This is a genomic window from Variovorax sp. M-6 (assembly GCF_052114385.1).
Taxonomy (GTDB): Bacteria; Pseudomonadota; Gammaproteobacteria; order Burkholderiales; family Burkholderiaceae_C; genus Variovorax.
Genome location: NZ_JBFREQ010000014.1, coordinates 94718 through 119643 on the forward strand (window position 1 = coordinate 94718; position 24926 = coordinate 119643).

Consider the following 24926-nt stretch of genomic DNA (forward strand, 5'->3'; position numbering starts at 1 on the left):
TTCCACGCTCGAAAGGCCGCCCGGCGGCTACAAGGTGCCGTAGCTGTGCAACCCGCTCAGGAACATGTTGACGCCCAGGAACGCGAAGGTGGTGACGGCCAGTCCGGCCAGCGCCCACCAGGCCGCCACGGTGCCGCGCAGGCCTTTCACGAGCCGCATGTGCAGCCAGGCCGCATAGTTGAGCCAGACGATCAGCGCCCAGGTTTCCTTCGGGTCCCAGCTCCAGTAGCCGCCCCAGGCATCGGCCGCCCACAGCGCGCCCAGCACGGTGGCGATGGTGAAGAAGGCGAAGCCGACCGTGATCGACTTGTACATCACGTCGTCCAGCACCTCGTTGGCCGGCAGCCGCGCGGCGATGCGCTTGCGGCCCATCAGGATGCCGGCGGCGATCAGCGCCGAGATCGCGGCATAGCCGACCCAGTAGCTGCCGCCGGCCTCCTGCACGCGCTGGCGGAAGGCCACCGGCACGAAGCACAGCGCCACGCCCAGCAGCCAGATCGGCGTCAGCTTGTACCAGCGGGTCTCGCCGGCCTGCTCCTTGATCAGGTAGGCGAAGGCGACCATGGCCGCCAGCGAGAAAGTGCCGTAGCCGATGAAGTTGGCCGGCACGTGCAGCTTCATCCACCAGCTCTGCAGCGCCGGCACCAGCGGCTGGATCTCGTGGGCGTCGCGCACCAGCGTGTACCAGAGCAGGAAGCCGACCGCGGCGCTGACCACCAGCATCACGAAGGCGCCCAGCGCGCGCGTGCGGTAGCGCCATTCGAAATACAGGTAGAAGGCGGCGGTGAGCCAGCAGAAGAGGACGAACACCTCGTACAGGTTGCTGACCGGGATGTGGCCGATGTCCGGGCCGAGCTGGTGGCTCTCGTACCAGCGCACCATGGTGCCGATCAGCGCCATCGTGACCGCGGCCCAGGCCAGGCGCGAGCCGATCAGGTCCATGGCGTCGCCCTGCTTGCCGCCGAAGAAGCCGATCCAGTAGAACAGCGTGCTCATGAAGAACAGCACGCTCATCCAGAGGATGGCCGACTGGCTCGACAGGAAGTACTTGAGCCAGAAGACGCTGTCGGCGCGAGCCAGGTCGCCCTGGTAGGAGAAGATCGCCAGCAGCGCGGCCGCGGCGACCACGATCGCCAGCACCCGCAGCGGCCGCCAGAACCAGCCGAGCCAGATCGCGGCCGGCACGGTCGCCACCAGGATCGTCTTCTCGTAGTAGTCCATCGCGCCGTGGTAGAGCGAGAACGCGAAGAAGGCGCCGGCCAGCGTCAGCAGCGCGAACACCCAGTCGAGAGGAGTGCGGCGCGAGAGAAAGCTGTCGTTGAGCGTGAGCGTGGTGGTGGTCATGACGCAGTGTCTTTCCTGATGGCGAGCAGCTTGTGCTTCAGGTGCTCGAATTCGCGATCGCTGTCGATGGTCTTGCGGTTGACCGAGAAGGCCAGGGTCGCCGCCGTACCGTGGGAGTCGCCGCCGTCTTTCGCGAGCCACACCCACAGCCTGCGCTCGCGCACGTACAGCATCGCAAAAATGCCCACGATCAGCAACAGGCAGCCCAGATAGACGATGTTCTTGCCCGGTGCACGGGCGACCTGGAACACGCTGGCCTGCACCTGCTTGAAGTCGCTCATCATCATCGCGACCGGGGCCGGATAGAAATGCGCGTCGCTGATCGCCAGCACCGCCTGCGTGAGGTAGGCCTGCGATTTCTCGTCGGCCGGCATCGCGGCCAGGCCGGCCTTCTCGCGGCTCACGTTGAGCACCTCGAACAGCACGTCGTTGAGGATCCGCACCAGCACCGCGGCGGCGCGCTCGCGCTCGGCCTCCGGCACGTTGGCTTCCATGAACTCGGCCACCGCCTGCCAGCCGCCGGCACTCACCGCATCGGTCTTGGCCCGCTCGGTGCCCGCGAACAGGGCCAGGGCACGCGCGGCGGAGCCGCGCAGCTGGGCCGCAAGCTCGGGCCGCTTCGGGTCGGCGGCGCGTGCGATGTAGCGGTCGATGGCGCGCGTGCGCACGTCGGCGTCGGCCAGGGCGGCGCGCATGCGCACGAAACCGTCCATCGAGCCCTGCTCGTCGGCCGGCACGCGCAGGTAGCGGAACGGATCTTCCGGGCGCTCGCGCACGCCGAGCAGGAACACCGGCTGGCCGTCGCCGGTGTCGACCGGCACCATGTAGTTCTGGAACTCGCGCGCCTGCCCCGAGGCGTCGCGCAGCTTGTAGCCGACGCTGGGCCCGATGTTGCGCAGCACCTTGGGCTTGTTGGTCTTGTTGGCGGCGCCCAGGCGCGACTCGAGGTCGCTCCGCAGGTCGACCTTGCGGACATCGGCGCCGCTGGTCATGGCGCCGCCGTTGCCGTCGGCGAAGTTCTCGACGTTGATGACCCGCAGCGCCACCAGCTCGAGCGTGAGCCGGTCGCTGCCGTTGGTGATCTCGCTGCTGCCGCCGATGGTGCCGTCGATCTCGAAGGGCTTGGCCGCCGCGGCCATCGGCACCGCCTTCAGCTTCACGCTGGAGCCGCCGTCGTCGAAGCTCGACTGATAGATCTCGACGCCCTTGTAGCTGGCGGGGTGATTGACCTCGATGCGCTTGGGGAACTGCTCGCCGGTGACTCGGTCGTGCAGCACGACCTCGCTCGCGAACAGCTTGGGCATGCCGGTCGAGTAGTACTCGACGATGAACTTCTTGAGCTCGATCGAGAACGGCAGGTCCTGCAGCAGCACGCCGTCGGACTGGTTCAGGATCGCGACGCTCGACTGCGCGCCCTCGGGCACCAGGATGTTGCCGCGGAAGGTCGGGTTGCGCGGCGACAGGCGGTGCTCGGGCGCCACATCGGCGATCAGGCCACCGCCGGTGTAGACGCTCTTGCCGTTGAACCAGGTCTGGGCCCGCACCACCAGGTCGCCGTCGAGCAGCCCGCCGATGCAGACCAGCACGATCGCGCTGTGGGCGGCGATGTAGCCGAGCTTGTGGGCCCCACCCGCACGGGCCGCGACCATCCAGCCATCGCCCTCGCGGTGCTGCAGCTTGACCTTCCAGCCGCCGCTCGCGAGCAGTTGGCCGATGCGGTTGGCCGCCATGTCGGGCGTCTCGGCGAGCACGGCCTGGGCCCGCTGCCCGAAGGCCTTCAGGCTCTGCGCCCGGATGTYTTCCTTGTAGGTCTTCAGGTCCTTGAAGATGTGCGGTGTGTTGCGCGCGATGCACAGCGAGGTGCTGATCACCAGGAACAGCAGGATCAGCAGGAACCACCAGGCACTGTAGATCGCGTCGAGCTTGGCGGCGTGGAACACCTCGGCCCAGAAGGGCCCGAACTGGTTGACGTAGTTGCCGAAGGGTTCGTGCTGCTTGAGCACGGTGCCGATGATCGAAGCGATGCAGATGATCGTCAGCAGCGCGATCGCGAAGCGCATCGACGAGAACAGCTCCACGGCCGCGCGGACCACTTGGGGTCCGCGACGGACTCGAAGGCCGTGGGTGGAGACAGACATGGGTGCGAGGCGTGAAAAGCAAACAAGGCGGGCCGTCCTGCTGGATCGGCCCGCCTTGTTAGGAGTTTGTTGTCGGCGGTTGGTTCAGAAGTCGGGAGCGGGATTCAACGCAGGCCGGCGATGTAGTCTGCCACCGCCGCGATTTCCTTGTTGCTGAGCTTGGCGGCAACCCCTGTCATCACGGGCGAATTCAGGCGACCGCCTTCGCGGAACATGTTCAGCTGCTGCACCGTGTAGTCGGCATGCTGGCCGCCCAGGCGCGGGTACTGCGCCGGAATGCCGGCGCCGTTCGGGCTGTGGCAGCCGGCGCAGGCGGGAATCTGGCGGTCGGCGGCGCCGCCACGGAAGATGCGCTCGCCCAGGGCGATCGTGTCCTTGTCCTTGGAGAAGCCGGGCTTGACCTTCTTCGAGCCCACGAACCAGGCGATGTTGCGCATGTCCTCGTCGGAAAGCGCCGCCGCCATCGGCTTCATGATGGCGCTCTTGCGCTTGCCGGACTTGAAGTCCTGCAGCTGCTTGAGGATGTATTCGGGGTGCTGCTGCGCCAGCTTGGGATTCGCCGCGATTGCCGAATTGCCGTCCGCGTTGTGGCACGAGGCACAGCTCTGGCTGTTGGCCGGCGTGGCATTGAAGACCGTATCGCCCTTGGCGGGGTCGGGCTTCGGAGCCTTCGCAGGCGCCTCGGCAGCCGGCTTTTGGGCGTGCTCGTCAGCGGCGAAGCTGGCACTGGCGGCGACGCCCAACAGGGCTGCAAGCAGAAAATGGGCAAACAACTTCATATCGGGGGCTTGGATTTATGGCGCAAAACCCGGCGATTCTACAATGGCGCCCCGTTACGAAAGCTCATCGATGACCACCCCGCCGCGGAAGCCCGCCGTCAGCTACTCCCGCACGGCGACCGCCGCCGACCCCGAGGCCGCCGAACGCGCCCGCGTGGCGCGCGGTTGGCTGCACACCGCCCACTTCCTCACGAGCGCTCCGCAGCTCGAACATCTGCCGCCCTTCGATCTGCCGGAAATCGCCTTCGTGGGCCGTTCGAATGCCGGCAAGTCGACGGCCATCAACACGCTCACGCAGCAGCATCGGCTGGCCTTCGCGTCGAAGACGCCCGGCCGCACCCAGCACATCAACCTGTTCGGCGTCGGCAAGCAGAAGGTCGACGACGCCGTGCTGGCCGACCTCCCGGGCTACGGCTACGCGGCCGTGCCGAAGGAAGCCAAGCTGCGCTGGCAGCGCGTGATGGGCAACTACCTGATGACGCGCGAGAACCTGCGCGGCGTCGTGCTGATGTGCGACCCGCGCCACGGCCTCACCGAGCTCGACGACATCCTGCTCGAAGTGATCCGGCCGCGCGTCGAGGAAGGGCTCAAGTTCCTGGTGCTCCTGACCAAGTCGGACAAGCTCACGCGCTCGGATGGTGCCAAGGCACTGTCGATTGCGCGACTGCAGGCCGGCGGCGGCGAGGTCAAACTGTTCTCTGCGCTGAAATCGCAAGGCGTGGACGAGGCGGCCGAGCTGTTGTGGCGCTGGGCGCATCCCGAGGGCGGGCAGCCCGCAGCCCCCGAGCAAAAACCCATCGACGAGCAGCCCTGAGCGCGGCGCTGGCGCCTCCTCGCCGTTGAAGACACGAAGGAGACAGCCTGTGATCGAGACTTTCGCCCGTACGCTGCCGAACGGCACCACCCTGAGCTGCCGCGCGGCCGGCGCCGCGGGACGCCCGTTGATGGTGTTCCTGCACGGCTTTCCCGAAGCCGCGTTCATCTGGGACGCACTGCTCGAGCACTTCGCGGCGCCCGAGCACGGCGGCTTCCGCTGCGTGGCGCCGAACCTGCGCGGCTTCGAGAAATCCAGCGCGCCCGCCGAGGTCTCGGCCTACCGCGCACACCTGCTGGTGCAGGACGTCGCCGAACTGGCGGCCAGCGAGAACCCGGCCGGCCGCATCGACACGCTGGTGGCGCACGATTGGGGCGGCGCCTTCGGCTGGGGTTTCGGCAACCGGCACGGCGACAGGCTGGGCCGGCTGGTGATCATCAATTCGCCGCATCCGGGGACCTTCGCGCGCGAGCTGCAGAACAGCCCGGCGCAGCAGGCGGCCAGTGCCTACATGAACTTTCTCGCCCGGCCGGATGCCGAGGCGCTGCTGGCAGCCGACGACTACCGCCGCATGTGGCCCTTCTTCCTCGGGATGAAGGCCGGCCCTGAAGGCTTCGGCTGGCTCACCGACAAGGTCAAGGACCAGTACCGCGAGGTCTGGGACGCCGGCCTCACGGGCGCCTGCAACCTCTATCGCGTCACGCCGCTGAAGCCGGCCATGCCGGGGCAGCCGGTGCCCGCGATGCAGGAGCTGCCTCATGACAAGCTGACCGTCGCGGTGCCCACGCTGGTGCTGTGGGCGCTCGACGACAAGGCGCTGCTGCCCGGGCTGCTGGAAGGCCTGGAGGACTATGTGCCGAAGCTCGACATCACCCGGGTGCCGGGCGCCACGCACTGGGTGGTGCATGAGCAGCCGGCGTTCGTCGCATCGGAGATCGATGCATTCATCGAGCGCACCCGCTGACGTTCGCACGGCCGGCGCAAGCCAGGCCCGTTGGTGAAACGCCGCGGAACTGGCTTTGCCAGGCCGCTGGTGTTGCCCCCGGCAGGGGGTGGGCGCCCGGACACGAAGTGCCGGGCAACCTGGGGGCGAGCCTAGTACACCGGGTCTTCGCCCTCGGGCCGCGTCTTGAACCGGCGATGCACCCAGTAGTACTGCGAAGGCATGGTGTCGATGTAGCCCTGCAGGCGCTGGTTCATCAGGGCGGTGTCGGCCACCGCGTCGTCGCTCGGAAAATCCTGCCAGGCCGGCAGCACCTCGATCTCGTAGCCGTCGCGGGTGAGCTTGGAGATCACGGGGACCACCTTGGCCCGGCCCAGCCGCGCGAAGCGCGACAGCGAGGGCACGGTGGCCGCCTGCACGCCGTAGAAGGGCACGAACACGGTCTGGTCGCGGCCGAAATCCATGTCCGGCAGCAGGTAGAGCAGGCCGCCCTTGCGCAGCCCCGCGACGATCGGCTTGATGCCGTCGACCCGGTTCAGCGTGATCACGTTGCCGAAGCGCTTGCGCCCCTCGCTGATCCACTCGTCCACCATCGGATCGCGCTGGGTGGTGTAGATGGTGGTCGAGGGGCGGTCCGTGTGCATGGTCAGCGCCGTGGCCGCCGCATCCAGGCCGTAGAAATGCGGCGCGAACAGGATCATTGGCTCGTGGCCATGGGCGATCTCCTCGATCGTCTCGGCCGCTCCGTGCACCTTGAGGCGCCGGGTCACCACCGCTTCCGGTGCATGCCACAGCCAGCTGCGATCGAGCCAGGACTGCGCCACGTAGACGAAGGTCTGGCGCGCCATGCGGTGCCGCTCGGCCGGCGATTTGTCGGGAAAGCACAGCGCGAGGTTGGTGTCGACCACGCGCCGCCGCGGCACCGCGAGCACGTACAGCACGCGCCCGAGGACGGCGCCGAAGCCGCGCACCAGCGGGAACGGCACGTGGGCCAAAGCGCGCATGAAGCGGATGCCGAGCCGGGATGTCAGGCTCATGGCGCCGCCTCCGCCGCCGCGGCCTCGGCGCGCGGCTGCTTGTAGCGCGCGTAGTCCCAGACGTACTGGCCGGGCAGGCTGCGGATCAGCTTCTCGATGCCCTCGTTCATCGCGGTGGCCGCGGCCTCGGGCGTCGCCTTGGGGTCGCTCATCGCGGTGCCGTCGAAGGGCACGAAGCGGATCGCGTAGCCGGCGCCGCGCGGCAGCCGCTCGCAGACGCCGAGGAAGACGCGGGCCCCGGTCTGCTGTGCGAGGCGCGGCAGCAGGGTCATCGTGTAGGCCGGCCGGCCCAGGAAGGGCGCCCAGACGCCCTGCCCCAGCGGCGGCACCTGGTCCGGCAGCAGTCCGGTATAGCCGCCGCCGCGCAGCGTGCGGATGAGGCCGCGCACTCCGGCCACCGTGGTGGGCAGCGTCCGCAGGCCGGGGCGGTCCCGCGAGCCGGCGATCAGGTCGGCCATGAACTTCTTGCGCGCCGGCCGGAACAGCGCCGTGATCGGGCCGTAGGCCTCGAAGAAGCGCTCGCCCACGGCCTGGCCGAAGGTTTCCCAGCTACCTAAGTGCGGCGAGACCAGAATCACGCCCTTGCGTTCGGCCAGCGCGGCCTCGAAGGCCTCGATGCCGTCCCAGCGCACGATATGCGGCAGCAGGCTTTCGCCGCGAGGGCGGGCCCAGACCCACGGCAGCTCGCCGACCATCGCGCCGGCGGCGGCGATCGCCGGGCGGTACTGCGCCGGCGTGAAGCCCGCCGCCTCGGCGTTCTCCCTGAAGCGGCGGCGGTAGTCCGGCGCTAACCACCAGACCAGCCAGCCGAGCCAGCCGCCGATCGCGTGCATGACGGGCAGCGGAACACGGGCGAGCAAACGGAACAAGGCAATCATCGAATCATGGGGATGGAAAGGACGCGCGCGCAGGGTAGCGCGGCTCGAATAGAATGCAAATTGTCGCTGAGTTATGGAACTACTTGCAGAGCGACGTTAAACAACACTGCTAAAGCGTTCGCCAAGACTCCCAAACGGGTTGGCAACGCGCCAATTGACCTGCAACGGAGTATTTACGACATGGCGAACGATTTTCTTTTCACTTCCGAATCCGTTTCCGAAGGCCATCCCGACAAGGTGGCCGACCAGATCTCGGACGCGATCCTCGACGCGATCTTCGAGCAGGACCCGCGCTCCCGCGTGGCCGCCGAGACCCTGACCAACACCGGCCTGGTGGTGCTCGCCGGCGAAATCACGACCAACGCGCACGTCGACTACATCCAGGTGGCGCGCGACACCATCAAGCGCATCGGCTACGACAACACCGACTACGGCATCGACTACAAGGGCTGCGCCGTGATGGTCTGCTATGACAAGCAGTCCAACGACATCGCCCAGGGCGTGGATCATGCGAGCGACGACCACCTCAACACGGGCGCCGGTGACCAGGGCCTGATGTTCGGCTACGCCTGCGACGAGACGCCCGAGCTGATGCCCGCGCCGATCTACTACGCGCACCGCCTGGTCGAGCGCCAGGCCCAGCTGCGCAAGGACGGCCGCCTGCCCTTCCTGCGCCCGGACGCCAAGAGCCAGGTCACGATGCGCTATGTCGACGGCAAGCCGCACAGCATCGACACAGTGGTGCTCTCGACCCAGCACCACCCCGACCAGAGCGAGACGCCGACCAAGATGAAGGCCTCGTTCAACGAAGCCATCATCGAGGAGATCATCAAGCCGGTGCTGCCCAAGGAGTGGCTCAAGGACACCCGCTACCTGATCAACCCGACCGGCCGCTTCGTCATCGGCGGCCCGCAGGGCGACTGCGGGCTCACGGGCCGCAAGATCATCGTCGACACCTACGGCGGCGCCTGCCCGCACGGCGGCGGTGCCTTCTCGGGCAAGGATCCGAGCAAGGTCGACCGCTCGGCCGCCTACGCCGCGCGCTTCGTGGCGAAGAACATCGTCGCCGCCGGTCTGGCGCGCCAGTGCCAGATCCAGGTCGCCTACGCGATCGGCGTCGCGCGGCCGATGAACGTGACGGTCTACACCGAAGGCACGGGCGTGATCCCCGACGAGCAGATCGCCGAACTGGTGCAATCGCATTTCGACCTGCGCCCGAAGGGCATCATCCAGATGCTCGACCTGCTGCGCCCGATCTACACCAAGACGGCAGCCTATGGGCACTTCGGCCGCGAGGAGCCGGAGTTCACGTGGGAAAGCACGGCCAACGCCTCGAAGCTGCGCGCGGCCGCCGGGCTGTAAGCCTCAGCCCCCCGCCAGCAGCCGGCAGACCTCCTCGTCGGAGGTCTGACCGAAGTCCTGGTACCACAGCCCGACCGCGCGGAAGTGCTCGGGCGTGAAAGCGCTCACCACCTCGTCGGCCACCGTGCCGACACTCTGGACCGCCTCGCGCGAAGCCACCGGCACCGCGACCACGATGCGCTGCGGCCGGCCCGCGCGCGCCGCCATCACGGCGGCGCGCATCGTGGCGCCGGTCGCCAGGCCGTCATCGACCAGCAGCAGCACCCGCCCGCCCAGCGCCAGCGGCGCACGCTCGCCCCGATAGAGCCGCTCCCGGCGCACCAGCTCGGCCTGCTCGCGCGCGACCACCGCCTCGACCTCCGCCGCCGACACCGGCCAGGCGAGCGCTGAATCGTCCATGAAGCGCACGCCGCCGGAAGCGATCGCGCCCATGGCGAACTCCTCCTGGCCCGGGTAGCCGAGCTTGCGCACGACCAGCACGTCCAGCGGCGCGCCCAGGGCCTGCGCGATTTCCCACGCCACCGGCACGCCGCCGCGCGGCAGCCCCAGCACCAGCAGGCCTGGATGGCCACGCCAGCCAGCCAGTGCTGCGGCGAGCTTGCGCCCTGCATCGCGTCGATCCTTGAATTCCATCTGCCACTCCTGCGGCCGGGATTCAGAAACGATACGCCGCACTCATGCCGATCGTCCAGTTGCGCCCCGGTGCCGGCTCGAAATATCGGGCATTGCCTTCGTTGACGATCACCGAGCCGATGTATTTCCGGTCGAACAGGTTGTCGATGCGCGCGAAGGCATTCAGGTCCCAGCGCTGCCACTGCATGAGATAGCCGGCGAACAGGGCGACCACCGCGTAGCCCGGCGCGCTCACCGTGTTGCGGTCGTTGGCTTCGATGCTTGCGAGTGCGCGCAGCTCGGTGCCGGCACGCCAGCCCTGGGGCGGCACCCAGCCGAAGGAGGCGAACAGCGCCTGCGGGGCGATGCCGGGAATCCGGTTGCCTCCCGGGACGATGCCGGCCGCCGTGCAGGGCAAGGTCGAGCAGAAGGTGTCGCTGTAGCGCGCATCGAGCCAGGTGTAGGCCAGCTGCGTGCGCCAGTGGTCCTCGCTCTCGTGCTGCCAGGCCAGCTCGAAGCCGTCGCGCGTGGTCCGGCCGGCGTTCTGGAAGGTGGCCCTGCCGCCGACGTTGGTGGCGGTCACGATCTCGTCGCTCGTGCGGGTCTTGAACAGTGCCGCGGTGAGCAGGCCGCCGGCCAGCCGCGCCTTGGCACCGACTTCGACACTGTCGTTGACGGCCGGCTGGAGCGCGAAGTTGAGCCCCCCCAGCCCGTCGGGACGGTACGAGAGTTCGTTCAGGGTCGGCGTCTCGAAGCCGCGGCCCACCGAGGTGTAGAGCGCGAGGTCGCGCGTGGCCTGGTAGCGCAGCGACGCCACCGGCAGCGTCTCGACATAGCGCGCGCTGCCGCTGTCGTCGCGGTTCGCGCCCACGATGTAGTGGTCCTGCGAGTCGAAATCGACCGTGTTGCGGCGCACGCCGGCCTCGAGCGTCCATTGATCCGCGAAGCGCCAGGTGCCCTGCACATAGGGATCGAGGTTGTAGACCTCGTTGGTCTCGTTGCGCCGCAGTCGCCCCTGCACACCCAGCAACAGCGGCCTCGCGGCCGGACCCAGGAAGTTCTCGTAGCCCGTGCGGTGCTCGCGCAGCTTGTTGTACTCGAGCCCGGCCACCAGTTCGAAAGGCCGGTCGGCCAGCTGCATTCGAGAGATCCAGCGCAGGTCGGCGCCGCCGAAGTCGCGCGCCAGTCCGATCACGCCGCCGGCGCTGGTCGGGCTCAGCTGCGCCGAGGGCGGGATGGCCTGGTACTGCGAGGTCTTGCGCTCGCCGCCGTAGACCAGCATGCGCAGCGTGTTGTCGGCATCGAGGCGGCGCTCGTAGGTGAGCCCGGCCTGCGTCTGGTCGACGCTCTTGCGGGTGTCGAACTGCGTCGCGACGGCCGCGCTGCGCCGGTTCAGCGCGTACTGCTCGGCCGTCAGCCCGAGCGGGTCCTGCGCGTTCAGGTGCACGCTGTTGGCGATCAGCGTCAGCCGGCTGCCGTCGTCGAGCGTGAAGCCCATCTTGCCGTTGACGATGCTGCGGTCGGCCGCGCTGTGGTCGCGGTAGCCGTCGGTCTCGAAGCGGCCGGCGCTCAGCAGGTAGTCGACCGCGCCGGAGGAGCCACTGGCCTTGAGGCCGGTGCGTGTGGTGCCGAAGCTGGCCGCAGCCAGCGAGAAGCCCAGCTTCGGCGCCCCCTCGCCGGTCTCGGTGAAGGTCTGCACCACGCCGCCCGAGGAGTTCCCGTAGAGCGCCGAGAAAGGCCCGCGCAGCACCTCGACGTGGTCGACCGAGCCGATGTCGATGTTGGAGGTCTGCCCCTGGCCGTCGGGCAGGGTGGCCGGGATGCCGTCGACGTACAGGCGCACGCCGCGCACGCCGAAGGTGGAGCGGGCGCCGAAGCCGCGGATCGAGATCTGCAGGTCCTGCGCGTAGTTCTGCCGGTTCTGGATCTGCAGTCCGGGCACGCCGCTCAAGCTTTCCGACAGGTTCACCCCGAGCCGGCTGTCGCGCATGTCCACCCCCTCCACCCGGTCGACCGAACCGGCGACGTCGAAGAGCGGCGTCGGACCGGCCGGCGTGGACACCGTGATTTCGCCCAGCGCCGGCACGCTGCCGGCGTCCTGGGCCTGGACTGCGGACGAGGAGGCGAGCAGCAGGCAGGCGGAAGCGACGGCGGCGAATTTCATCGCCGCGATTCTGCGGTGCGCCGCAGCGCCGTTGGCGAAGGGCAACACCCTATGGCGCACCGATGCGGGACGGACACTTGTTTCGGTCGACCCGGCTACGATCCGCTGGCCGTTCATCCGGGCGGCGCACCCTTCCTTCCGGTCGCTCCGCGCGTCCCTGTCCAATGCTCCGTTGCCTGGCCCTCGTCCTCGCCTGCCTGCTCTCGGCCTGCGCCGGACTGCCGGCCGTTCCGCCGACGCCGTACGTCCCGGCCATCCCGGCCTCGCCTGCCACCGAGCTCGGCCGGCTCGCCGCGCCCTTCAATGCCGGGCCAGACGGCCTGTCGGGCGCGCACGTCCTGGCGCAGGCCGCGTTCGCGCTGGACGCGCGGCTGGAACTCATGCGGCGCGCACAGGCTTCGCTCGACCTGCAGTACTACCTGCTGGGCAACGACAAGACCGGCAAGCTGATCCTGCGCGAGTTGCGCGACGCCGCCGTGCGCGGCGTGCGGGTCCGCCTGTTGCTCGACGACTTCTATACGACCAAGCTGGACCCGCTGCTGCTCGGCCTGGCGGCCTACCCGAACGTGGAGATCCGGCTGTTCAACCCCTTCGTGGCCGGCCGGGACCACTCGGCCACCCGCTGGATGAGCTTCGCGGCCGACTTCCGCCGGCTCAATCACCGGATGCACAACAAGCTGTTCGTCGCCGACGGCGCGTTCGCGATCGCCGGCGGGCGCAACCTGGCGGACGAGTACTTCCTGCGCAGCGACGGCGCCAACTTCATCGACCTCGACATGCTGATGGCCGGCCCGGTCGTGACCGAGCTCGAGACCATCTTCGACAACTACTGGAACAGCGAGGTGGTCTGGCCGCTGGAGACCATCGTGCCGGCCCTCGAACCGCCGGCGGCGCTGCAGGCGAACTTCGAGCGGCTGACCTCGCGCAAGGCGGCACCGCTACCCCCGGCTCCGCCGGCGACCGACATGTTCGGCGACCCGCCACTCGGCATCCTGATCGACCGCGGCCGGCTCGAGCTGATCCCGGCACGCGCCAACGCGGTGGCGGACTCGCCGAACAAGGCGCTGCGCCCGGAGGACGACGACGCCGCCAGGGAACGCCGGCCGCCCACCGTGGCCGAGCGCATGCGCGTGCAACTGGACCTGGCCCGCTCCGACGTCGACATCGTGTCGCCCTACTTCCTGCCCGGCGAGGAGGGCATGGCGCAGATCGCCCGGCTGCGCGCCCGCGACGTTCGCATGAGCGTCGCCACCAACTCGCTGGCCGACACCGACGAGCCGCTGGTCAACATCAACTACAACGACTACCGGGTCGAGATGCTCCGGCTGGGCGTGCGGCTCTACGAAGTCAGCTCGGAGCAGATCAAGCGCAGCCTGAACCTGCGCAAGGCGTTCCGCCAGTCGCGCGGGCGGCTGCACGCCAAGCTGGCGCTGATCGACCGCGAATGGTCCCTGATCGGCTCGCTGAATTTCGATCCCCGCTCGGCCCACATCAACACCGAGCTGGGCGTGCGTCTCGAGAGCTTCGAAGTGGCGCACCGCCTGCTCGATGCCTTCCAGGTCGACAATGTCGAAAGCGCCTACGAGCTGCGACTGAAGCCCGGCAGCGACCAGATCCAGTGGGTCAGCACCGATGGCGAGAACGTGGTCTACGACGAGGAGCCCGACGCCAACGTGCTGGTGCGGCTCAAGCTGCTTCTTTTCTCGTGGTTCGTTCCGAGCGACTTGCTTTAGGAGGCCCTGATGCAGGACATCGTCTTCTTGCTCGACGTCGACAACACACTGTTCGACAACGATGCCCTGGTCGACGACCTGCGACGCCGACTGGCCGGGAACTTCGGCGACGCAAGGGCCGACCGCTACTGGACCTTCTTCGAGGAGCTGTTCGGCGAACTGGGCTACGCCGACTACCTGGGCGCGCTGCAGCGCTTTCGCCTGCGCGAGCTCGGCCGCGACGACATGAGCGACCCGCGGCTGCTGCAGATGTCGGCCTTCCTGATCGACTACCCGTTCGCCGACCGCCTCTATGCGGGTGCGCTGGGCGTCGTCGAACACCTGCAGCACTTCGGCACTCCGGTGATCCTCTCGGACGGGGACGCGGTGTTCCAGCCACACAAGGTGCAGCGCTCGGGGCTCTGGCAGGCGGTCGACGGCCGGGTGCTGATCTACATCCACAAGGAGCGGATGCTCGACGACGTGCAGAGGCGCTACCCGGCGCGCCACTACGTGATCGTGGACGACAAGCTGCGCATCCTTTCGGCGATGAAGGCCGCGCTGGGCGAGCGCCTCACCACCGTCTTTCCACGCCAGGGCCACTACGCGCTCGATCCGCTGGTCGTCGGCGCCTACCCCCCGCCGGACATCACGCTGGCGCGCATCGCCGACCTGCGCGACGTGCCTCTGGCCGCCTTGCAGGGCGCGGCCCGGTCCACCCCCTGACTCGCCACCCAGGAGCTTCCATGGCCTCACGCATCAGCCCCCTCGCCGGTCAGCCGGCGCCCCACGACTCCCTCGTCGACATCGACGCGCTGCTCACAGCCTACCGGACCGAGCGCCCCGATCCCACCGTGGCGGCCGAGCGCGTGGCCTTCGGCACCTCGGGCCATCGCGGCTGCGCCTTCGACCGCTCCTTCAACGAATGGCACGTGCTCACGGTCAGCCAGGCGATCTGCGACCACCGCCGGGCGCAGGGCATCGACGGGCCGCTCTACCTCGGCATCGACACGCATGCGCTGTCCGCGCCCGCGGCGGCCAGCGCGCTCGAGGTGCTGGCCGCCAACGGGGTCGAGGTGATGCTGGCCGGCGGCGACGAATACACGCCGACGCCGGCCGTGTCGCACGCGATCCTCACCTACAACCGCGGGCGCACGCGCGGGCTGGCCGACGGCATCGTCGTCACGCCCTCGCACAACCCGCCGCGCGACGGCGGCTTCAAGTACAACCCGCCCAACGGCGGCCCGGCCGGCACGGACATTACGGGCCCGGTGCAGGACGCGGCCAATCGCTTCATCGAGAAAGGGCTCGAGGGCGTCCGGCGGATGCCGCACGAGCAGGCCTTGCGGGCAACGACCACCCACCGCCACGATTTCCTTGCCGCCTATGTGGGCGACCTCGGCAGCGTGATCGACATGGACCTGATCCGGGCCTCGGGCGTGCGCATGGGCGTCGATCCGCTCGGCGGCGCCGGCGTCCACTACTGGGGCGCGATCGCCGACCGCTACCGGATCGAGCTCGACGTGGTCAGCGAAACGGTCGATCCGCGCTTCGGCTTCATGACGCTCGACTGGGACGGCCAGATCCGCATGGACCCGTCGTCGACCTATGCCATGCAGCGGCTGCTCGACATCAGGGATCGCTACGACGTCGGCTTCGCCTGCGACACCGACCACGACCGCCACGGCATCGTCACCCGCAGCGCCGGCCTGCTGCAGCCCAACCACTATCTGTCGGTCGCGATCGACTATCTGTTCCGGCATCGTCCGCAATGGGGCGCCGGTGCAGCCGTGGGCAAGACGGTGGTGTCCACGCGGCTGATCGATGCGCTCGCGCAGCGGCTCGGCCGCCGGCTCTTCGAAGTGCCGGTCGGCTTCAAGTGGTTCGCCGACGGCCTGCTGGACGCCTCGCTCGGCTTCGTCGGAGAGGAAAGCGCGGGCGCCACCTTCCTGCGCCGCGACGGCTCGGTCTGGACCACCGACAAGGACGGCATCACCGCGGCGCTGCTCTCGGCCGAGATCACCGCCCGGACCGGCCGCGACCCCGGTGCGCTCTATGTCCAGCTGGCGAACGAATTCGGCAATCCGGTCGCAAGCCGGATCGACGCGCCCGCCAGCGCGCAGCAGAAGAAGCAGCTGGCGGCGCTGGCGCCGCAGCAGTTGCGCGCCAGCGAGCTGGCCGGCGAGCCGATCGACAGCATCCTGAGCCGCGCGCCCGGCAACGGCGGCGCGATCGGCGGCATCAAGGTGATCGCGAAGAACGGCTGGTTCGCGGCTCGCCCCTCGGGCACCGAGGAGATCTACAAGATCTACGGCGAGAGCTTCCGCGGTGCCGAGCACCTGGAGCGGATCCTCGCCGAGGCGCAGACCATCGTCGACGCGGCGATCTCCCCCACGTCCTGATGGCGCACCCGGGCCGGCCTCACTCCGCCGGCATCCGCACGCTCTTGTCGAGGTAGTCGTTGGTGTAGAGCTGCGCCGGATCGAAGGGCTTGTCCAGGCCGATCAGCGACTGCACCAGTTCGTAGTCGGCCTTGACGCGGCCGCCGTCGAAGGCGCCCAGGGCCACCTTGGTCGTGGTGTCGTCGCGCATCAGCTGCTTGATGCGGCCCCACTGGTCGCGCTGGTTGTCGGGACTCAGGCCGCTGGCGCTGGCGGTCAGGGCGTCGAGGCAGGGCGCGAAGTCCTTCACGCAGGCACTGTAGGCGCGCTGCGTGACCGCGGCGAATTTCTTGACGCGCTCCGGGTTGGCCGCCAGGTAGGCGCCGTTGACCATCAGCGAATTGCCGTAGACGTTGACGCCGACGTTGCGCCAGGCGACGAAGCCCAGGTCGGGGCCGAACTCGCGCACCTTGAGGTCATGCTCGTTGTAGAAGTCGCTGATGATGTCGACCGACTTGCTCTTGAGTGCGCCGACCTTGGCCTGCGGACTCAGGTTGACGAAGTTCACGGCCGCCGGGTCGATGCTGGTCTTCTTGGCGAACGCCGGCCACATCAGGCGCGCCGCATCGCCGGGGGGATTGCCGATCTTGCGGCCGGCAAAGTCCTTCGGCCCGTTGATGCCGGAGGACTTGAGCCAATAGAAGCCCTGCGGGCTGTTGGCGTAGATCACCATGATGGCCTTCAGGTCGGCGCCCTTGCCGACCGCCTGGATCGCCGTCGGAAGGTCCGCGATGCCGAGGTTGGCGCCGCCCGAGCCCACGCGCTGCGCCGACAGCGCCGAGCCCTTGCCGGCCTCGATCGTGAGGTCGATGCCGGCCTCGGTGTACCACCCCTTGGCCTTGGCGAAATAGATCGGCGCGTGGTCCGCGGTCGGCGTCCAGTTGAGCATCAGGTTCATCGGCTCGGCCGCCGTTGCGGCAGTGCCGGCGGTCGCGAGCAGCGCGGCGGCGGCCAGGGCGGAAAGAACGGCGGGTGGTCGGATTCGCATGGGCTCGCTCCAGAATGGGAAGATTGACAGAGGCGTAGAATTTATATTACCAACTGTTTGGTTGACACGCAACCTGCACGAACGAAGAACCCGCCATGGCCTCCACCTCCCGCACCGCTCCCGCCGCAGTCACCGCCCGCCGGGATGCAGCCGCCACGCGCGCGGCGCTGACCGAGGCCGCCGTCGGCGAGTTCTCGCGCAACGGCTTCGCGGGTGCGCGGGTCGACGAGATCGCCCGCGTCGCGGGCGTCAACAAGCAGCTCGTCTACCACTACTTCGAGAGCAAGCAGGGGCTCTATCTGGTGGCACTGGAGTCGGTCTACGCCGAGATCCGCGAGAAGGAACAACGCCTGTCCCTCGGCGAGCTGGAGCCGGTGGAGGCGATGACGCAGCTGATCGCCTTCTCCTTCGACTACCTGGCCGAGCACCCGGAATTCATCGCGCTGCTGACCGACGAGAACCGCAGCCAGGGCAGCCACATCCTTGGCTCGGAGCGGCTGCAGAAGATGCACTCCCCTTTCATCGAGATGCTGGAAGCGACGCTGAAGCGCGGCGTGGCGCAAGGCGTGTTCCGGCCCGACTTCGACGCCATCAATCTCTACATCTCGATCGCCGGCATCTCGTACTTCTTCTTCTCCAACAACCACACGCTGTCGGCCATCTTCGGCAAGTCGCTGGGGTCGCGCGGCGCGTTGGTGCAGCGCCGGCGGCATGTGATCGAGTTCGCGCTGAACGCCCTGCGGCCCTGACCCCTCCATTTAATCAACTGGTTGGTTGACACCTGGGGGTCGCCGTCCTATCATTTCCTCACGACCGCTCCTCGTGAGAAAGAAACCGATATGACGGCAATCGCCCCTGCGGCCACCGGCCACCAGCCCGCCGCCTCCGCCGAACATCCCGCATGGCAGCGCTGGGCCGCGGTGGTCGGCGTCCACGTCGCGTGCATCGTGCTGTGGGAACTCGCGGTGCGCGTGTTCAAGATCCAGACCTTCATCCTGCCGGCGCCGTCGCAGGTGCTGGCCACGCTGGCCAACCCCAACTACCACTGGCTGCACAACACCGGCGTGACCGCGCTCGAGGTGTTCGGCGGCTACGCGCTGGGGCTGGTGCTCGGGATCCTCAGCGCGCTGCTCTTCATCACCAGCCGCCGGCTGATGCTGCTGGCCTTTCCGCTGCTGGTGACCCTCAACATGATCCCGAAGGTCGCGCTCGGGCCGCTGATCATCGTCTGGTTCAGCTACGGCATCGGGCCCAACATCCTGATCACCTTCAGCCTCTGCTTCTTCCCGATCCTCCTGACCACGATCCGCGGGCTCAACGAGACCGAGCCCGACCTGCTGAACCTGGTGCGCGCGCTGCGCGGTTCGCGCTGGCAGCTGTTCCGCTACATCCAGCTGCCGGGCTCGCTGCCCTACGTGTTCTCGGGCATGAAGGTCGCCACCATCCTGGCGGTCGCGGGCGCCGTGGTGGGCGAGTTCATCGCCTCGGACAAGGGTCTGGGCTATCTGATGATCCAGGTGCAGGCCTCGCTCGACACCCCCGCTGTTTTCATGGCCGTGCTGCTGATCACCGGCCTCGGCGTGCTGCTCTATCTGCTGGTCTTGCTGATGGAACGGTACTTCATCACCCAGGACGCAAGAATCCAATGAACACCTCCGCGCACACCCCCGCGCTGCTCGACGAGCGCCATTTCCCTTCGCATTTCGAGACCGAAGACGCGCTGGAGGAATTCCTCGCCACGCCGTCGCGCGAACTGGTCGAGGACCTGGCGCGCCTCGAGGGCGACCTCATGATCCTCGGCGTCGGCGGCAAGATGGGCCCGACCCTGGCGCGGCTGGCGCGCAATGCGATGCCGCAAGGCCGCAAGGTGATCGCGGTGGCTCGCTTCAGCGAGCCCGGCATGCGCGAGATGCTCGAAGGCCATGGCATCGAGACCATCGCCTGCGACCTGCTGGACCCTGCCGCGCTGGCCGCGTTGCCGCAGTGCCCCAACGTGATCTTCATGGCCGGCCGCAAGTTCGGCGCCGATGCCGACAACCCGCTGACCTGGGCGATGAACGTGCATGTGCCGGCGCTGGTGGCGCAGGCCTTCAGCCGCTCGCGCATCGTGGCTTTTTCCACGGCCTGCGTGTACCCCTTCGTGCCGGTGACCGGCCAGGGCGCATCGGAAGACATGCAGCCCAGCCCGCCCGGCGAGTACGCCAACTCCTGCGTCGGGCGCGAGCGCATGTTCGAGTACTTCTCGAAGCTGCACGGCACGCCGGGCCGCCTGTTCCGGCTCAGCTACGCGATCGACCTGCGCTACGGCGTGCTGGCCGACGTGGCGATCAAGGTCTGGCGCGGCGAACCGGTCGACGTCACGATGGGCCACGTCAACGTGATCTGGCAGGGCGACGCCAATGCGCAGGCGCTGCGCTGCCTGGTGGCGGCCACCGTGCCGACCTCGCCGCTCAACGTGAGCGGCCCGGAGACCACCTCGATCCGCTGGCTGGCCGAGGAGTTCGGCCGCCGCTTCGGCAAGCCGGTCGAGATCACCGGCAGCGAGGCGCCGACCGCCTGGCTCATGAACACCGGCGAAGCCGAGCGGCTGTTCGGCTATCCCAAGGTACCGCTGTCGCGACTGCTCGGCTGGGTGGCCGACTGGATCGCCCGGGAGCAGCGGCTCTACGGCAAGCCGACCAAGTTCGAATCGCGCGATGGCAAGTACTGAGCCGAGCGCGATCGTCGTCGAGACACTGCCCGCGCTGGACGCCGGCAGCCTTGCGATGCTCGACGCGCTCGTGGTCGCCAGCGGCTGGAACCAGACGGCGGACGACTGGGCCCTGTTCTCGCGTCACGGGACCGTGCATGGGGTGCGCGATGCCGAAGGCCGCATCGTCGCGAGCGGGGCGGTGCTGCCGATGGGCGCCCGCGCCGCCTGGATCAGCATGATCCTGGTCGCCCCCGAAGCGCGCGGGCTGGGACTCGGCCGCAGCGTGTTCGAGCAGTGCCTGCAGACGGTGAAGGCCACGGGCCGCGTCGCGATGCTCGATGCGACGCCGTCCGGCGAGCGGCTGTACCGCCAGTACGCCTTCGCGCCGCTGTGGGGCCTCTCGCGCTGGCACCGCGAGGCCGTGACGGGCGCATCGACGGCGCCGATCGCGCACCAGGACCCGGCAGGCCTCGACGCCCTCGTCGCGCTCGATGCCGAAGCGCTGGGCCTCGCGCGCGGCGCCGTGCTGGGCGAGCTCATGCGCCGAGAAGACTCGCGCGTCGTGCGCCATGCGCGGGCCTTCGCCGTCGTGCGAAGCGGCCGCATCGCCCACCACATCGGCCCTCTGGTCGCGACCGACGAGGCCAGCGCGGCGGGGCTCTTGCGCGAGTTGAGCGACGGCATCGCGCAGCCGCTCTTCATCGACGTGCCCGACGACCGCCCGCTGCTGCGCCGCCAGCTCGCCGACGCCGGCTTCGTGCTGCAGCGCGGCTTCACCCGCATGGCGCTCGGCGAGCCGGTGCCCGGCGGCCAGAACGCCTTCATCCACGCCATCGCCGGTCCGGAATTCGGCTGAGGCGCCCCCCTCTCTTCAGGAGCATTCATGCCGTTGCAACGATCTGATCTTCCCGCGCAGGTGCTGGACCTGTTGGCGCAGGGCACCGTGATTCCCGCGCATCCGCTCGCGCTCGACGCAGAGCGCCAGCTCGACCGCCGGCGGCAGCGCGCCCTGACCCGCTACTACGTCGATGCCGGCGCCGGCGGCCTCGCGGTGGGCGTGCACACCACGCAGTTCAGCATTCGCGAGCGCGGCCTGTACGAGACCGTGCTGCGCGCCGCCATCGACGAGCAGCGTGCCTGGACCGAGCGGTCGATGGCGATGATCGCCGGCCTCTGCGGCCCCACCGCGCAGGCCCTCGCCGAGGCACGGACCGCGGTCGGCCTCGGCTATCACGCCGGCCTGCTGAGCCTCGCCGCCGTCGCGTCGGCCTCGGAAGACGAACTGATCGCGCACTGCGAGGCCGTCAGCCAGGAGATTCCGCTGATCGGTTTCTACCTGCAGACGGTGGTCGGCGGACCGGTGCTGTCGAGCGACTTCTGGCGCCGCTTCGCGCTGATCCCGAACGTGCTGGCGATCAAGGTCGCGCCCTTCAACCGCTACCGCACCATCGACGTGGTGCGCGGGCTGGTCGATGCGCGGGCCGAGGAGCGCGTGTTTCTCTACACCGGCAACGACGACCACATCGTGCTCGACCTCGCCCTGCCCTTCAGCGCGATGCGCGACGGCGCGCCGGTCACGGTGCGCTTTCGCGGCGGGCTGCTCGGCCACTGGTCGGTCTGGACCTCGAGCGCGGTCGCGCAGCTCGCGCAGATCAAGGCCGAGCTGTCCGCCAACGGCGGCGCCCTGAGCCCGGCGCTGCTGGCGCTCGACTCGCGGGTGACGGATTGCAACTCGGCCTTCTTCGACGTCGCCAACAATTTCCATGGCTGCATCGCCGGCTGCCACGAGGTGCTGCGCCGCCAGGGCCTGCTCGAAGGCATCTGGTGCCTGGACCCGGCCGAGGGTCTCGGCAAGGGCCAGGCCGAAGAGATCGACCGCGTGTATCGCCTGCACGGCGACCTTGGCGACGATGCTTTCGTGCGCGACAACCTGGCGCGGTGGCTGGCATGATCCGCGGGGCCGTTCCCAAGGCGAATACCGAAGCGCCGCTGCGCGAAGGTCTGGCCATGCCCGAGCCGCTGATCCGCATGCGCCAGCTGCGCAAGGTCTACCGCAAGAAGAACGAGGAATTCCTCGCGGTCTCGGATGTGTCGATGGACATCCACGAGGGCGACATGGTGTCGCTGGTCGGGCCGTCGGGCTGCGGCAAGTCGACGCTGCTCAAGATCCTGGCCGGACTGCACGGCCATGACGGCGGTCTGCTGCAGATCGGCGGCAACGACGGCGCCGCCTTCAACCCCGGCCGCGATGTCGGCATGGTCTTCCAGCAGCCGGTGCTGCTGAAGTGGCGAACCATCCTGGACAACGTGCTGCTGCCGGCCGACATCCTGGGCCTGCCGCGCAAGCCCGCCATCCAGCGCGCGCACGAGCTGCTCGAAATGGTCGGCCTGACCGGCTTCGCCGACAAGCTGCCCTACGAGCTCTCCGGCGGCATGCAGCAGCGCGCGGCCATCGCCCGAGCGCTGATCCACGACCCGAAGCTGGTGCTGATGGACGAGCCCTTCGGCGCGCTGGATGCGCTCACGCGCGAGAAGATGAACCTCGAGATGCTGCGCATCTGGGAGGAGACCGGCAAGACCTTCGTGGTGGTCACGCACAGCATCCAGGAGGCCGTGTTCCTCGGCTCGCATTGCGCGGTGCTGACGGCAGGGCCGGCGCGGATGGCGGACTTCTTCCCCATCGAGCTGCCCGCGCCGCGCCGGCTGCACATCAAGACCAATGCGGAGTTCGGCGGCTACGTGCGCCGCATCTACGACCTGCTCGGCGTGGAATAGCCAAGGCAGGTCGAGCGAGGCGCGAGCGATCGCCAGGGCCTGTTCACAGACCCCTAGTCGAAACTGACGTGGGTGGCGATCAGCACGCCATTCACGACCTGCGCGCCCAGCACGGTGACCTTCGTGCCATTTGCCAGGCCGGCTTGCGTGCCGTTGACGAACACGACGCCGGGCCTGCTGGCGTCCACCGGTTGCCCGCGCACGCGGAAACTCGCCGGCGAAGCGAAGTTGCCCACCGTGCCGATGAGCGTGTAGGACGGCAATGCGCCGCCGCCGGGGATGTGCACGATCTTGAGCTTCGTCGCGACCAGCACGCCATTGACGAGGGTCCCGCCGACCGCCACCGTGACCCCGTTTCCGATCTTGGCGGCGGCGCCGCCGGTGACCTGGGCTGCCGAAGCGTCGATGGTCGTCCCCAAGAGCTGGAACGAACCCAGCGCCGTGTAGTTCCCGATCACGCCCTCAAGCTGAATCGGCGTGCCGCCCGCCTTGGGGATCGCGTACCAGTTCTCCACCGACGTGGCGTCGAGCAGGCCGGCGGCGGCCTGGGTGTTGGCACGGACCCGCACGATGGCGCCATTTGCCAGCGTGCCGGCATCGATGCCGGCGGCGAAAGCTGCCGAACCGTACGCGACGCTCAGGGTGCCCAGTGCGAATGTGCCTCTGGCCCTGTCCAACTGCTCCACGGTGCCCGTGACGACGGGCGCGGCATTCGCGGCGGCTTGCTCCACGCGTGTCGCGCGCAGCACGCCGGGGCGCGAAGGCAAGCCCCAGACCTGAACCGTGGTGCCGGCAACCAGGCCGGCGAGGCCAGGCACGTCGGCCCAGACGGTGGTTTCGTCGATGGTCACCGTCGTGCCCAAGACCACGAAGCTGCCGCCGATCGGATCGATGGCGGAGACCGCTCCGCGCAGTTCCACCGCGGAGACCACCTGCTTGGCAACGCCATTCGCAAAGGCGGCGTCGACCGGACCCGTGACCTTGGCGGTCATCCCGATCTGCAGAGTCGCGGCATCCGCCAGAGTCACGACGGCCTGGTCGATGTCGTAGCGCAGCCCATTGACGATGATGCTGCCCATGCCATCGACTGCGCCTACGCTGGTTGCGGCATCCGCGGTGCCGATGCCGGTGCCGCCCGACCCGACGCCGGAGTTGTCTCCTCCATTCGAGGCCGTGCTCGTCGATCCCCCGGTGGAGGCTGCTCCCCCTGTGGCGCCGGTGCCGTCGCCCCCCGCATTGCCGCTCGATGGCACGGCGGCGGACGCGCCGTCCGCTCCCTGGGCCGAAGTGGCTCCGCCCACCGGGCTGCCGCCCCCGCCGCCGCCGCACGAAAGAAGCAGCGCGATCAACAACGGCGTCAGGCTGACGAGCCATGGTCTGGTCTTCATGATTTGCTCTCGGTCGCGCCCGGTGTTCCCTTGGCGTCTTCGTAATAGGTGTAGATGCCGACGCGGATCCGGCCTGATGCGCCCGGGTCCGCCGATTCGACAGCGCGCGTCATCTGCGCGGTGAGTTCGTGATGCAGGCCGCTCCACCGCTCTCGAACGATCTCGTGGATATCTTCGCAGTCCTGCATCGTCACGCCGCCTGCATACACTGCGCGTTCGAGCAGCGGCGGTCGGTTCCCCAGGATGTTGGAGACCGCCGCAAGCAAGTGATCGCGGGAGTTGTCGCCGAGGAATGCGAGCATCGACTGCAGGTCCCCCGAAGGAACGAAGCCCTCGGCCTTGAGTTCGGCGTAGCCGTCGTCCTCGGTCACCATGTTGAGCCGAACCAGCTCGTCCAGGATCGCTCGATGGTGCAGGTTGCCGCGGCTGCCCTGCCGGGCCAGTTTTTCGAACGACTGGATATCGCCGTCACCGACGATCGGCAGTCGCCGATCCTCGGGGTTGTCGGAAACCACCTGCAGCCACATCGTGAATGTCTTCGCTGCCGCCGATACGTCGGTGCTCGCGAGATGATCGTTCGGCTCCCGGACCTTGGCCGTGACCGCCTTGCGGTTCAGCCCCGTCGCGACCGAGAGCTGGCTGATGTTGGGCTCCTTCACGCCCTCGGCGCGCCACAGACGGCGCGCCTCGTCCAGGAGGAGGTCGCGCAGCAGCTCTTCGAGGTGAGGGTGCTTGAGCCCCATGGCCAACGCGAGCCTCACCACCGGACGCAAGATGCGTGAGCAGGCGGCTTGGACCCAGGCGAGTTGGTTTTCCATGGCGGGTGATCGGGACGTGCTGATCGTTCGAGCCCTGTCGA

General features: G+C 68.6%; 22 protein-coding genes. 12 read left to right on the forward strand and 10 right to left on the reverse strand.

What is annotated here, in order from left to right; all coding sequences use genetic code 11:
• Positions 1-27 precede the first annotated feature (27 nt).
• From ccsB to AB4Z46_RS17410, 3 genes are all read right to left on the reverse strand, one after another.
• Complete coding sequence (gene ccsB, locus AB4Z46_RS17400; RefSeq protein ID WP_442284764.1) at positions 28-1344, reverse strand: c-type cytochrome biogenesis protein CcsB; 1317 nt, start codon at positions 1342-1344, stop codon at positions 28-30.
• Positions 1341-3482: a cytochrome c biogenesis protein ResB gene (locus tag AB4Z46_RS17405; protein ID WP_442284765.1), complete on the reverse strand. Its 2142-nt coding sequence runs from the start codon at positions 3480-3482 to the stop codon at positions 1341-1343. The genes ccsB and AB4Z46_RS17405 overlap by 4 nt, the downstream gene beginning before the upstream one ends.
• A gap of 104 nt (positions 3483-3586) precedes the next feature.
• Positions 3587-4261 (reverse strand): c-type cytochrome, encoded by a 675-nt coding sequence (locus AB4Z46_RS17410; protein WP_442284766.1) that lies wholly within the window; start codon positions 4259-4261, stop codon positions 3587-3589.
• A gap of 70 nt (positions 4262-4331) precedes the next feature.
• On the opposite strand from AB4Z46_RS17410, the gene yihA reads away from it, so the two are divergent.
• Both yihA and AB4Z46_RS17420 read left to right on the forward strand, forming a co-directional pair.
• The gene (yihA, locus tag AB4Z46_RS17415) at positions 4332-5075 is read left to right on the forward strand and encodes a ribosome biogenesis GTP-binding protein YihA/YsxC (RefSeq protein ID WP_442284767.1); all 744 of its coding nucleotides are present in this window, start codon (positions 4332-4334) and stop codon (positions 5073-5075) included.
• Between the two features lie 49 nt (positions 5076-5124).
• Positions 5125-6039 carry an alpha/beta fold hydrolase gene (locus AB4Z46_RS17420; RefSeq protein WP_442284768.1) on the forward strand — a complete coding sequence of 305 codons (915 nt, stop codon included), beginning with the start codon at positions 5125-5127 and terminating at the stop codon, positions 6037-6039.
• A gap of 131 nt (positions 6040-6170) precedes the next feature.
• On the opposite strand, the gene AB4Z46_RS17425 is transcribed toward AB4Z46_RS17420, so the two are convergent.
• Entirely contained in the window at positions 6171-7055 is an 885-nt protein-coding gene (locus AB4Z46_RS17425) for a lysophospholipid acyltransferase family protein (RefSeq protein WP_442284769.1), read from the reverse strand.
• Positions 7052-7933 carry a lysophospholipid acyltransferase family protein gene (locus AB4Z46_RS17430; RefSeq protein ID WP_442284770.1) on the reverse strand — a complete coding sequence of 294 codons (882 nt, stop codon included), beginning with the start codon at positions 7931-7933 and terminating at the stop codon, positions 7052-7054. Before AB4Z46_RS17430 ends, AB4Z46_RS17425 begins: the two co-directional genes overlap by 4 nt.
• A 180-nt stretch (positions 7934-8113) precedes the next feature.
• On the opposite strand from AB4Z46_RS17430, the gene metK reads away from it, so the two are divergent.
• Complete coding sequence (gene metK, locus AB4Z46_RS17435; RefSeq protein ID WP_442284771.1) at positions 8114-9295, forward strand: methionine adenosyltransferase; 1182 nt, start codon at positions 8114-8116, stop codon at positions 9293-9295.
• A gap of 3 nt (positions 9296-9298) precedes the next feature.
• On the opposite strand, the gene AB4Z46_RS17440 is transcribed toward metK, so the two are convergent.
• Positions 9299-9928 carry a phosphoribosyltransferase gene (locus AB4Z46_RS17440; RefSeq protein WP_442284772.1) on the reverse strand — a complete coding sequence of 210 codons (630 nt, stop codon included), beginning with the start codon at positions 9926-9928 and terminating at the stop codon, positions 9299-9301.
• 22 nt (positions 9929-9950) lie between these two features.
• Entirely contained in the window at positions 9951-12071 is a 2121-nt protein-coding gene (locus AB4Z46_RS17445) for a TonB-dependent receptor domain-containing protein (protein ID WP_442284773.1), read from the reverse strand.
• A 164-nt stretch (positions 12072-12235) separates the two neighbouring features.
• Here AB4Z46_RS17445 and AB4Z46_RS17450 point away from each other — a divergent pair, with 164 nt between their 5' ends.
• The 3 genes from AB4Z46_RS17450 to pgm are packed head-to-tail and all read left to right on the forward strand — an operon-like array spanning position 12236 to position 16185.
• Positions 12236-13804 (forward strand): phospholipase D family protein, encoded by a 1569-nt coding sequence (locus tag AB4Z46_RS17450; RefSeq protein WP_442284774.1) that lies wholly within the window; start codon positions 12236-12238, stop codon positions 13802-13804.
• Between the two features lie 9 nt (positions 13805-13813).
• Complete coding sequence (locus AB4Z46_RS17455) at positions 13814-14509, forward strand: HAD family hydrolase (protein WP_442284775.1); 696 nt, start codon at positions 13814-13816, stop codon at positions 14507-14509.
• Between the two features lie 20 nt (positions 14510-14529).
• Positions 14530-16185 carry a phosphoglucomutase (alpha-D-glucose-1,6-bisphosphate-dependent) gene (gene pgm / locus AB4Z46_RS17460; RefSeq protein WP_442284776.1) on the forward strand — a complete coding sequence of 552 codons (1656 nt, stop codon included), beginning with the start codon at positions 14530-14532 and terminating at the stop codon, positions 16183-16185.
• A 19-nt stretch (positions 16186-16204) separates the two neighbouring features.
• On the opposite strand, the gene AB4Z46_RS17465 is transcribed toward pgm, so the two are convergent.
• On the reverse strand, positions 16205-17212 hold the full coding sequence (locus AB4Z46_RS17465; RefSeq protein ID WP_442284777.1) for an ABC transporter substrate-binding protein: 1008 nt from the start codon (positions 17210-17212) through the stop codon (positions 16205-16207).
• A 95-nt stretch (positions 17213-17307) separates the two neighbouring features.
• Between AB4Z46_RS17465 and AB4Z46_RS17470 the strand changes: the two genes are divergently transcribed.
• The 6 genes from AB4Z46_RS17470 (at position 17308) to AB4Z46_RS17495 (ending at position 22679) form a co-directional block, all read left to right on the forward strand.
• Positions 17308-17961, forward strand: a complete 654-nt coding sequence (locus tag AB4Z46_RS17470) for a TetR/AcrR family transcriptional regulator (protein WP_442284778.1) — start codon at positions 17308-17310, stop codon at positions 17959-17961.
• 90 nt (positions 17962-18051) lie between these two features.
• Positions 18052-18861, forward strand: a complete 810-nt coding sequence (locus AB4Z46_RS17475; protein ID WP_442284779.1) for an ABC transporter permease — start codon at positions 18052-18054, stop codon at positions 18859-18861.
• Positions 18858-19922, forward strand: a complete 1065-nt coding sequence (locus AB4Z46_RS17480) for an NAD-dependent epimerase/dehydratase family protein (RefSeq protein ID WP_442284780.1) — start codon at positions 18858-18860, stop codon at positions 19920-19922. The genes AB4Z46_RS17475 and AB4Z46_RS17480 overlap by 4 nt, the downstream gene beginning before the upstream one ends.
• Positions 19909-20760 (forward strand): GNAT family N-acetyltransferase, encoded by an 852-nt coding sequence (locus AB4Z46_RS17485; RefSeq protein WP_442284781.1) that lies wholly within the window; start codon positions 19909-19911, stop codon positions 20758-20760. The genes AB4Z46_RS17480 and AB4Z46_RS17485 overlap by 14 nt, the downstream gene beginning before the upstream one ends.
• A gap of 27 nt (positions 20761-20787) precedes the next feature.
• Positions 20788-21855 (forward strand): dihydrodipicolinate synthase family protein, encoded by a 1068-nt coding sequence (locus AB4Z46_RS17490; protein ID WP_442284782.1) that lies wholly within the window; start codon positions 20788-20790, stop codon positions 21853-21855.
• Positions 21852-22679 carry an ABC transporter ATP-binding protein gene (locus tag AB4Z46_RS17495; RefSeq protein WP_442284820.1) on the forward strand — a complete coding sequence of 276 codons (828 nt, stop codon included), beginning with the start codon at positions 21852-21854 and terminating at the stop codon, positions 22677-22679. Before AB4Z46_RS17490 ends, AB4Z46_RS17495 begins: the two co-directional genes overlap by 4 nt.
• 53 nt (positions 22680-22732) lie before the next feature.
• Here the strand turns inward: AB4Z46_RS17495 and AB4Z46_RS17500 are convergent, their stop codons facing one another.
• Both AB4Z46_RS17500 and AB4Z46_RS17505 read right to left on the reverse strand, forming a co-directional pair.
• On the reverse strand, positions 22733-24067 hold the full coding sequence (locus tag AB4Z46_RS17500) for a DUF5666 domain-containing protein (protein ID WP_442284783.1): 1335 nt from the start codon (positions 24065-24067) through the stop codon (positions 22733-22735).
• On the reverse strand, positions 24064-24885 hold the full coding sequence (locus AB4Z46_RS17505; protein WP_442284784.1) for a DUF6502 family protein: 822 nt from the start codon (positions 24883-24885) through the stop codon (positions 24064-24066). The genes AB4Z46_RS17500 and AB4Z46_RS17505 overlap by 4 nt, the downstream gene beginning before the upstream one ends.
• Positions 24886-24926: the final 41 nt, after the last annotated feature.

What these genes read in the sequence shown, in the direction of transcription:
- AB4Z46_RS17440 (WP_442284772.1), bottom strand. Translation starts at nt 9,928, where the DNA reads ATGGAATTCAAGGATCGACGCGATGCAGGGCGCAAGCTCGCCGCAGCA.
- AB4Z46_RS17465 (WP_442284777.1), bottom strand. Translation starts at nt 17,212, where the DNA reads ATGCGAATCCGACCACCCGCCGTTCTTTCCGCCCTGGCCGCCGCCGCG.
- AB4Z46_RS17480 (WP_442284780.1), top strand. Translation starts at nt 18,858, where the DNA reads ATGAACACCTCCGCGCACACCCCCGCGCTGCTCGACGAGCGCCATTTC.
- AB4Z46_RS17445 (WP_442284773.1), bottom strand. Translation starts at nt 12,071, where the DNA reads ATGAAATTCGCCGCCGTCGCTTCCGCCTGCCTGCTGCTCGCCTCCTCG.
- AB4Z46_RS17470 (WP_442284778.1), top strand. Translation starts at nt 17,308, where the DNA reads ATGGCCTCCACCTCCCGCACCGCTCCCGCCGCAGTCACCGCCCGCCGG.
- AB4Z46_RS17430 (WP_442284770.1), bottom strand. Translation starts at nt 7,933, where the DNA reads ATGATTGCCTTGTTCCGTTTGCTCGCCCGTGTTCCGCTGCCCGTCATG.
- AB4Z46_RS17455 (WP_442284775.1), top strand. Translation starts at nt 13,814, where the DNA reads ATGCAGGACATCGTCTTCTTGCTCGACGTCGACAACACACTGTTCGAC.
- AB4Z46_RS17505 (WP_442284784.1), bottom strand. Translation starts at nt 24,885, where the DNA reads ATGGAAAACCAACTCGCCTGGGTCCAAGCCGCCTGCTCACGCATCTTG.
- AB4Z46_RS17410 (WP_442284766.1), bottom strand. Translation starts at nt 4,261, where the DNA reads ATGAAGTTGTTTGCCCATTTTCTGCTTGCAGCCCTGTTGGGCGTCGCC.
- pgm (WP_442284776.1), top strand. Translation starts at nt 14,530, where the DNA reads ATGGCCTCACGCATCAGCCCCCTCGCCGGTCAGCCGGCGCCCCACGAC.
- AB4Z46_RS17500 (WP_442284783.1), bottom strand. Translation starts at nt 24,067, where the DNA reads ATGAAGACCAGACCATGGCTCGTCAGCCTGACGCCGTTGTTGATCGCG.
- yihA (WP_442284767.1), top strand. Translation starts at nt 4,332, where the DNA reads ATGACCACCCCGCCGCGGAAGCCCGCCGTCAGCTACTCCCGCACGGCG.
- metK (WP_442284771.1), top strand. Translation starts at nt 8,114, where the DNA reads ATGGCGAACGATTTTCTTTTCACTTCCGAATCCGTTTCCGAAGGCCAT.
- ccsB (WP_442284764.1), bottom strand. Translation starts at nt 1,344, where the DNA reads ATGACCACCACCACGCTCACGCTCAACGACAGCTTTCTCTCGCGCCGC.
- AB4Z46_RS17475 (WP_442284779.1), top strand. Translation starts at nt 18,052, where the DNA reads ATGACGGCAATCGCCCCTGCGGCCACCGGCCACCAGCCCGCCGCCTCC.
- AB4Z46_RS17425 (WP_442284769.1), bottom strand. Translation starts at nt 7,055, where the DNA reads ATGAGCCTGACATCCCGGCTCGGCATCCGCTTCATGCGCGCTTTGGCC.
- AB4Z46_RS17490 (WP_442284782.1), top strand. Translation starts at nt 20,788, where the DNA reads ATGCCGTTGCAACGATCTGATCTTCCCGCGCAGGTGCTGGACCTGTTG.
- AB4Z46_RS17450 (WP_442284774.1), top strand. Translation starts at nt 12,236, where the DNA reads ATGCTCCGTTGCCTGGCCCTCGTCCTCGCCTGCCTGCTCTCGGCCTGC.
- AB4Z46_RS17495 (WP_442284820.1), top strand. Translation starts at nt 21,852, where the DNA reads ATGATCCGCGGGGCCGTTCCCAAGGCGAATACCGAAGCGCCGCTGCGC.
- AB4Z46_RS17485 (WP_442284781.1), top strand. Translation starts at nt 19,909, where the DNA reads ATGGCAAGTACTGAGCCGAGCGCGATCGTCGTCGAGACACTGCCCGCG.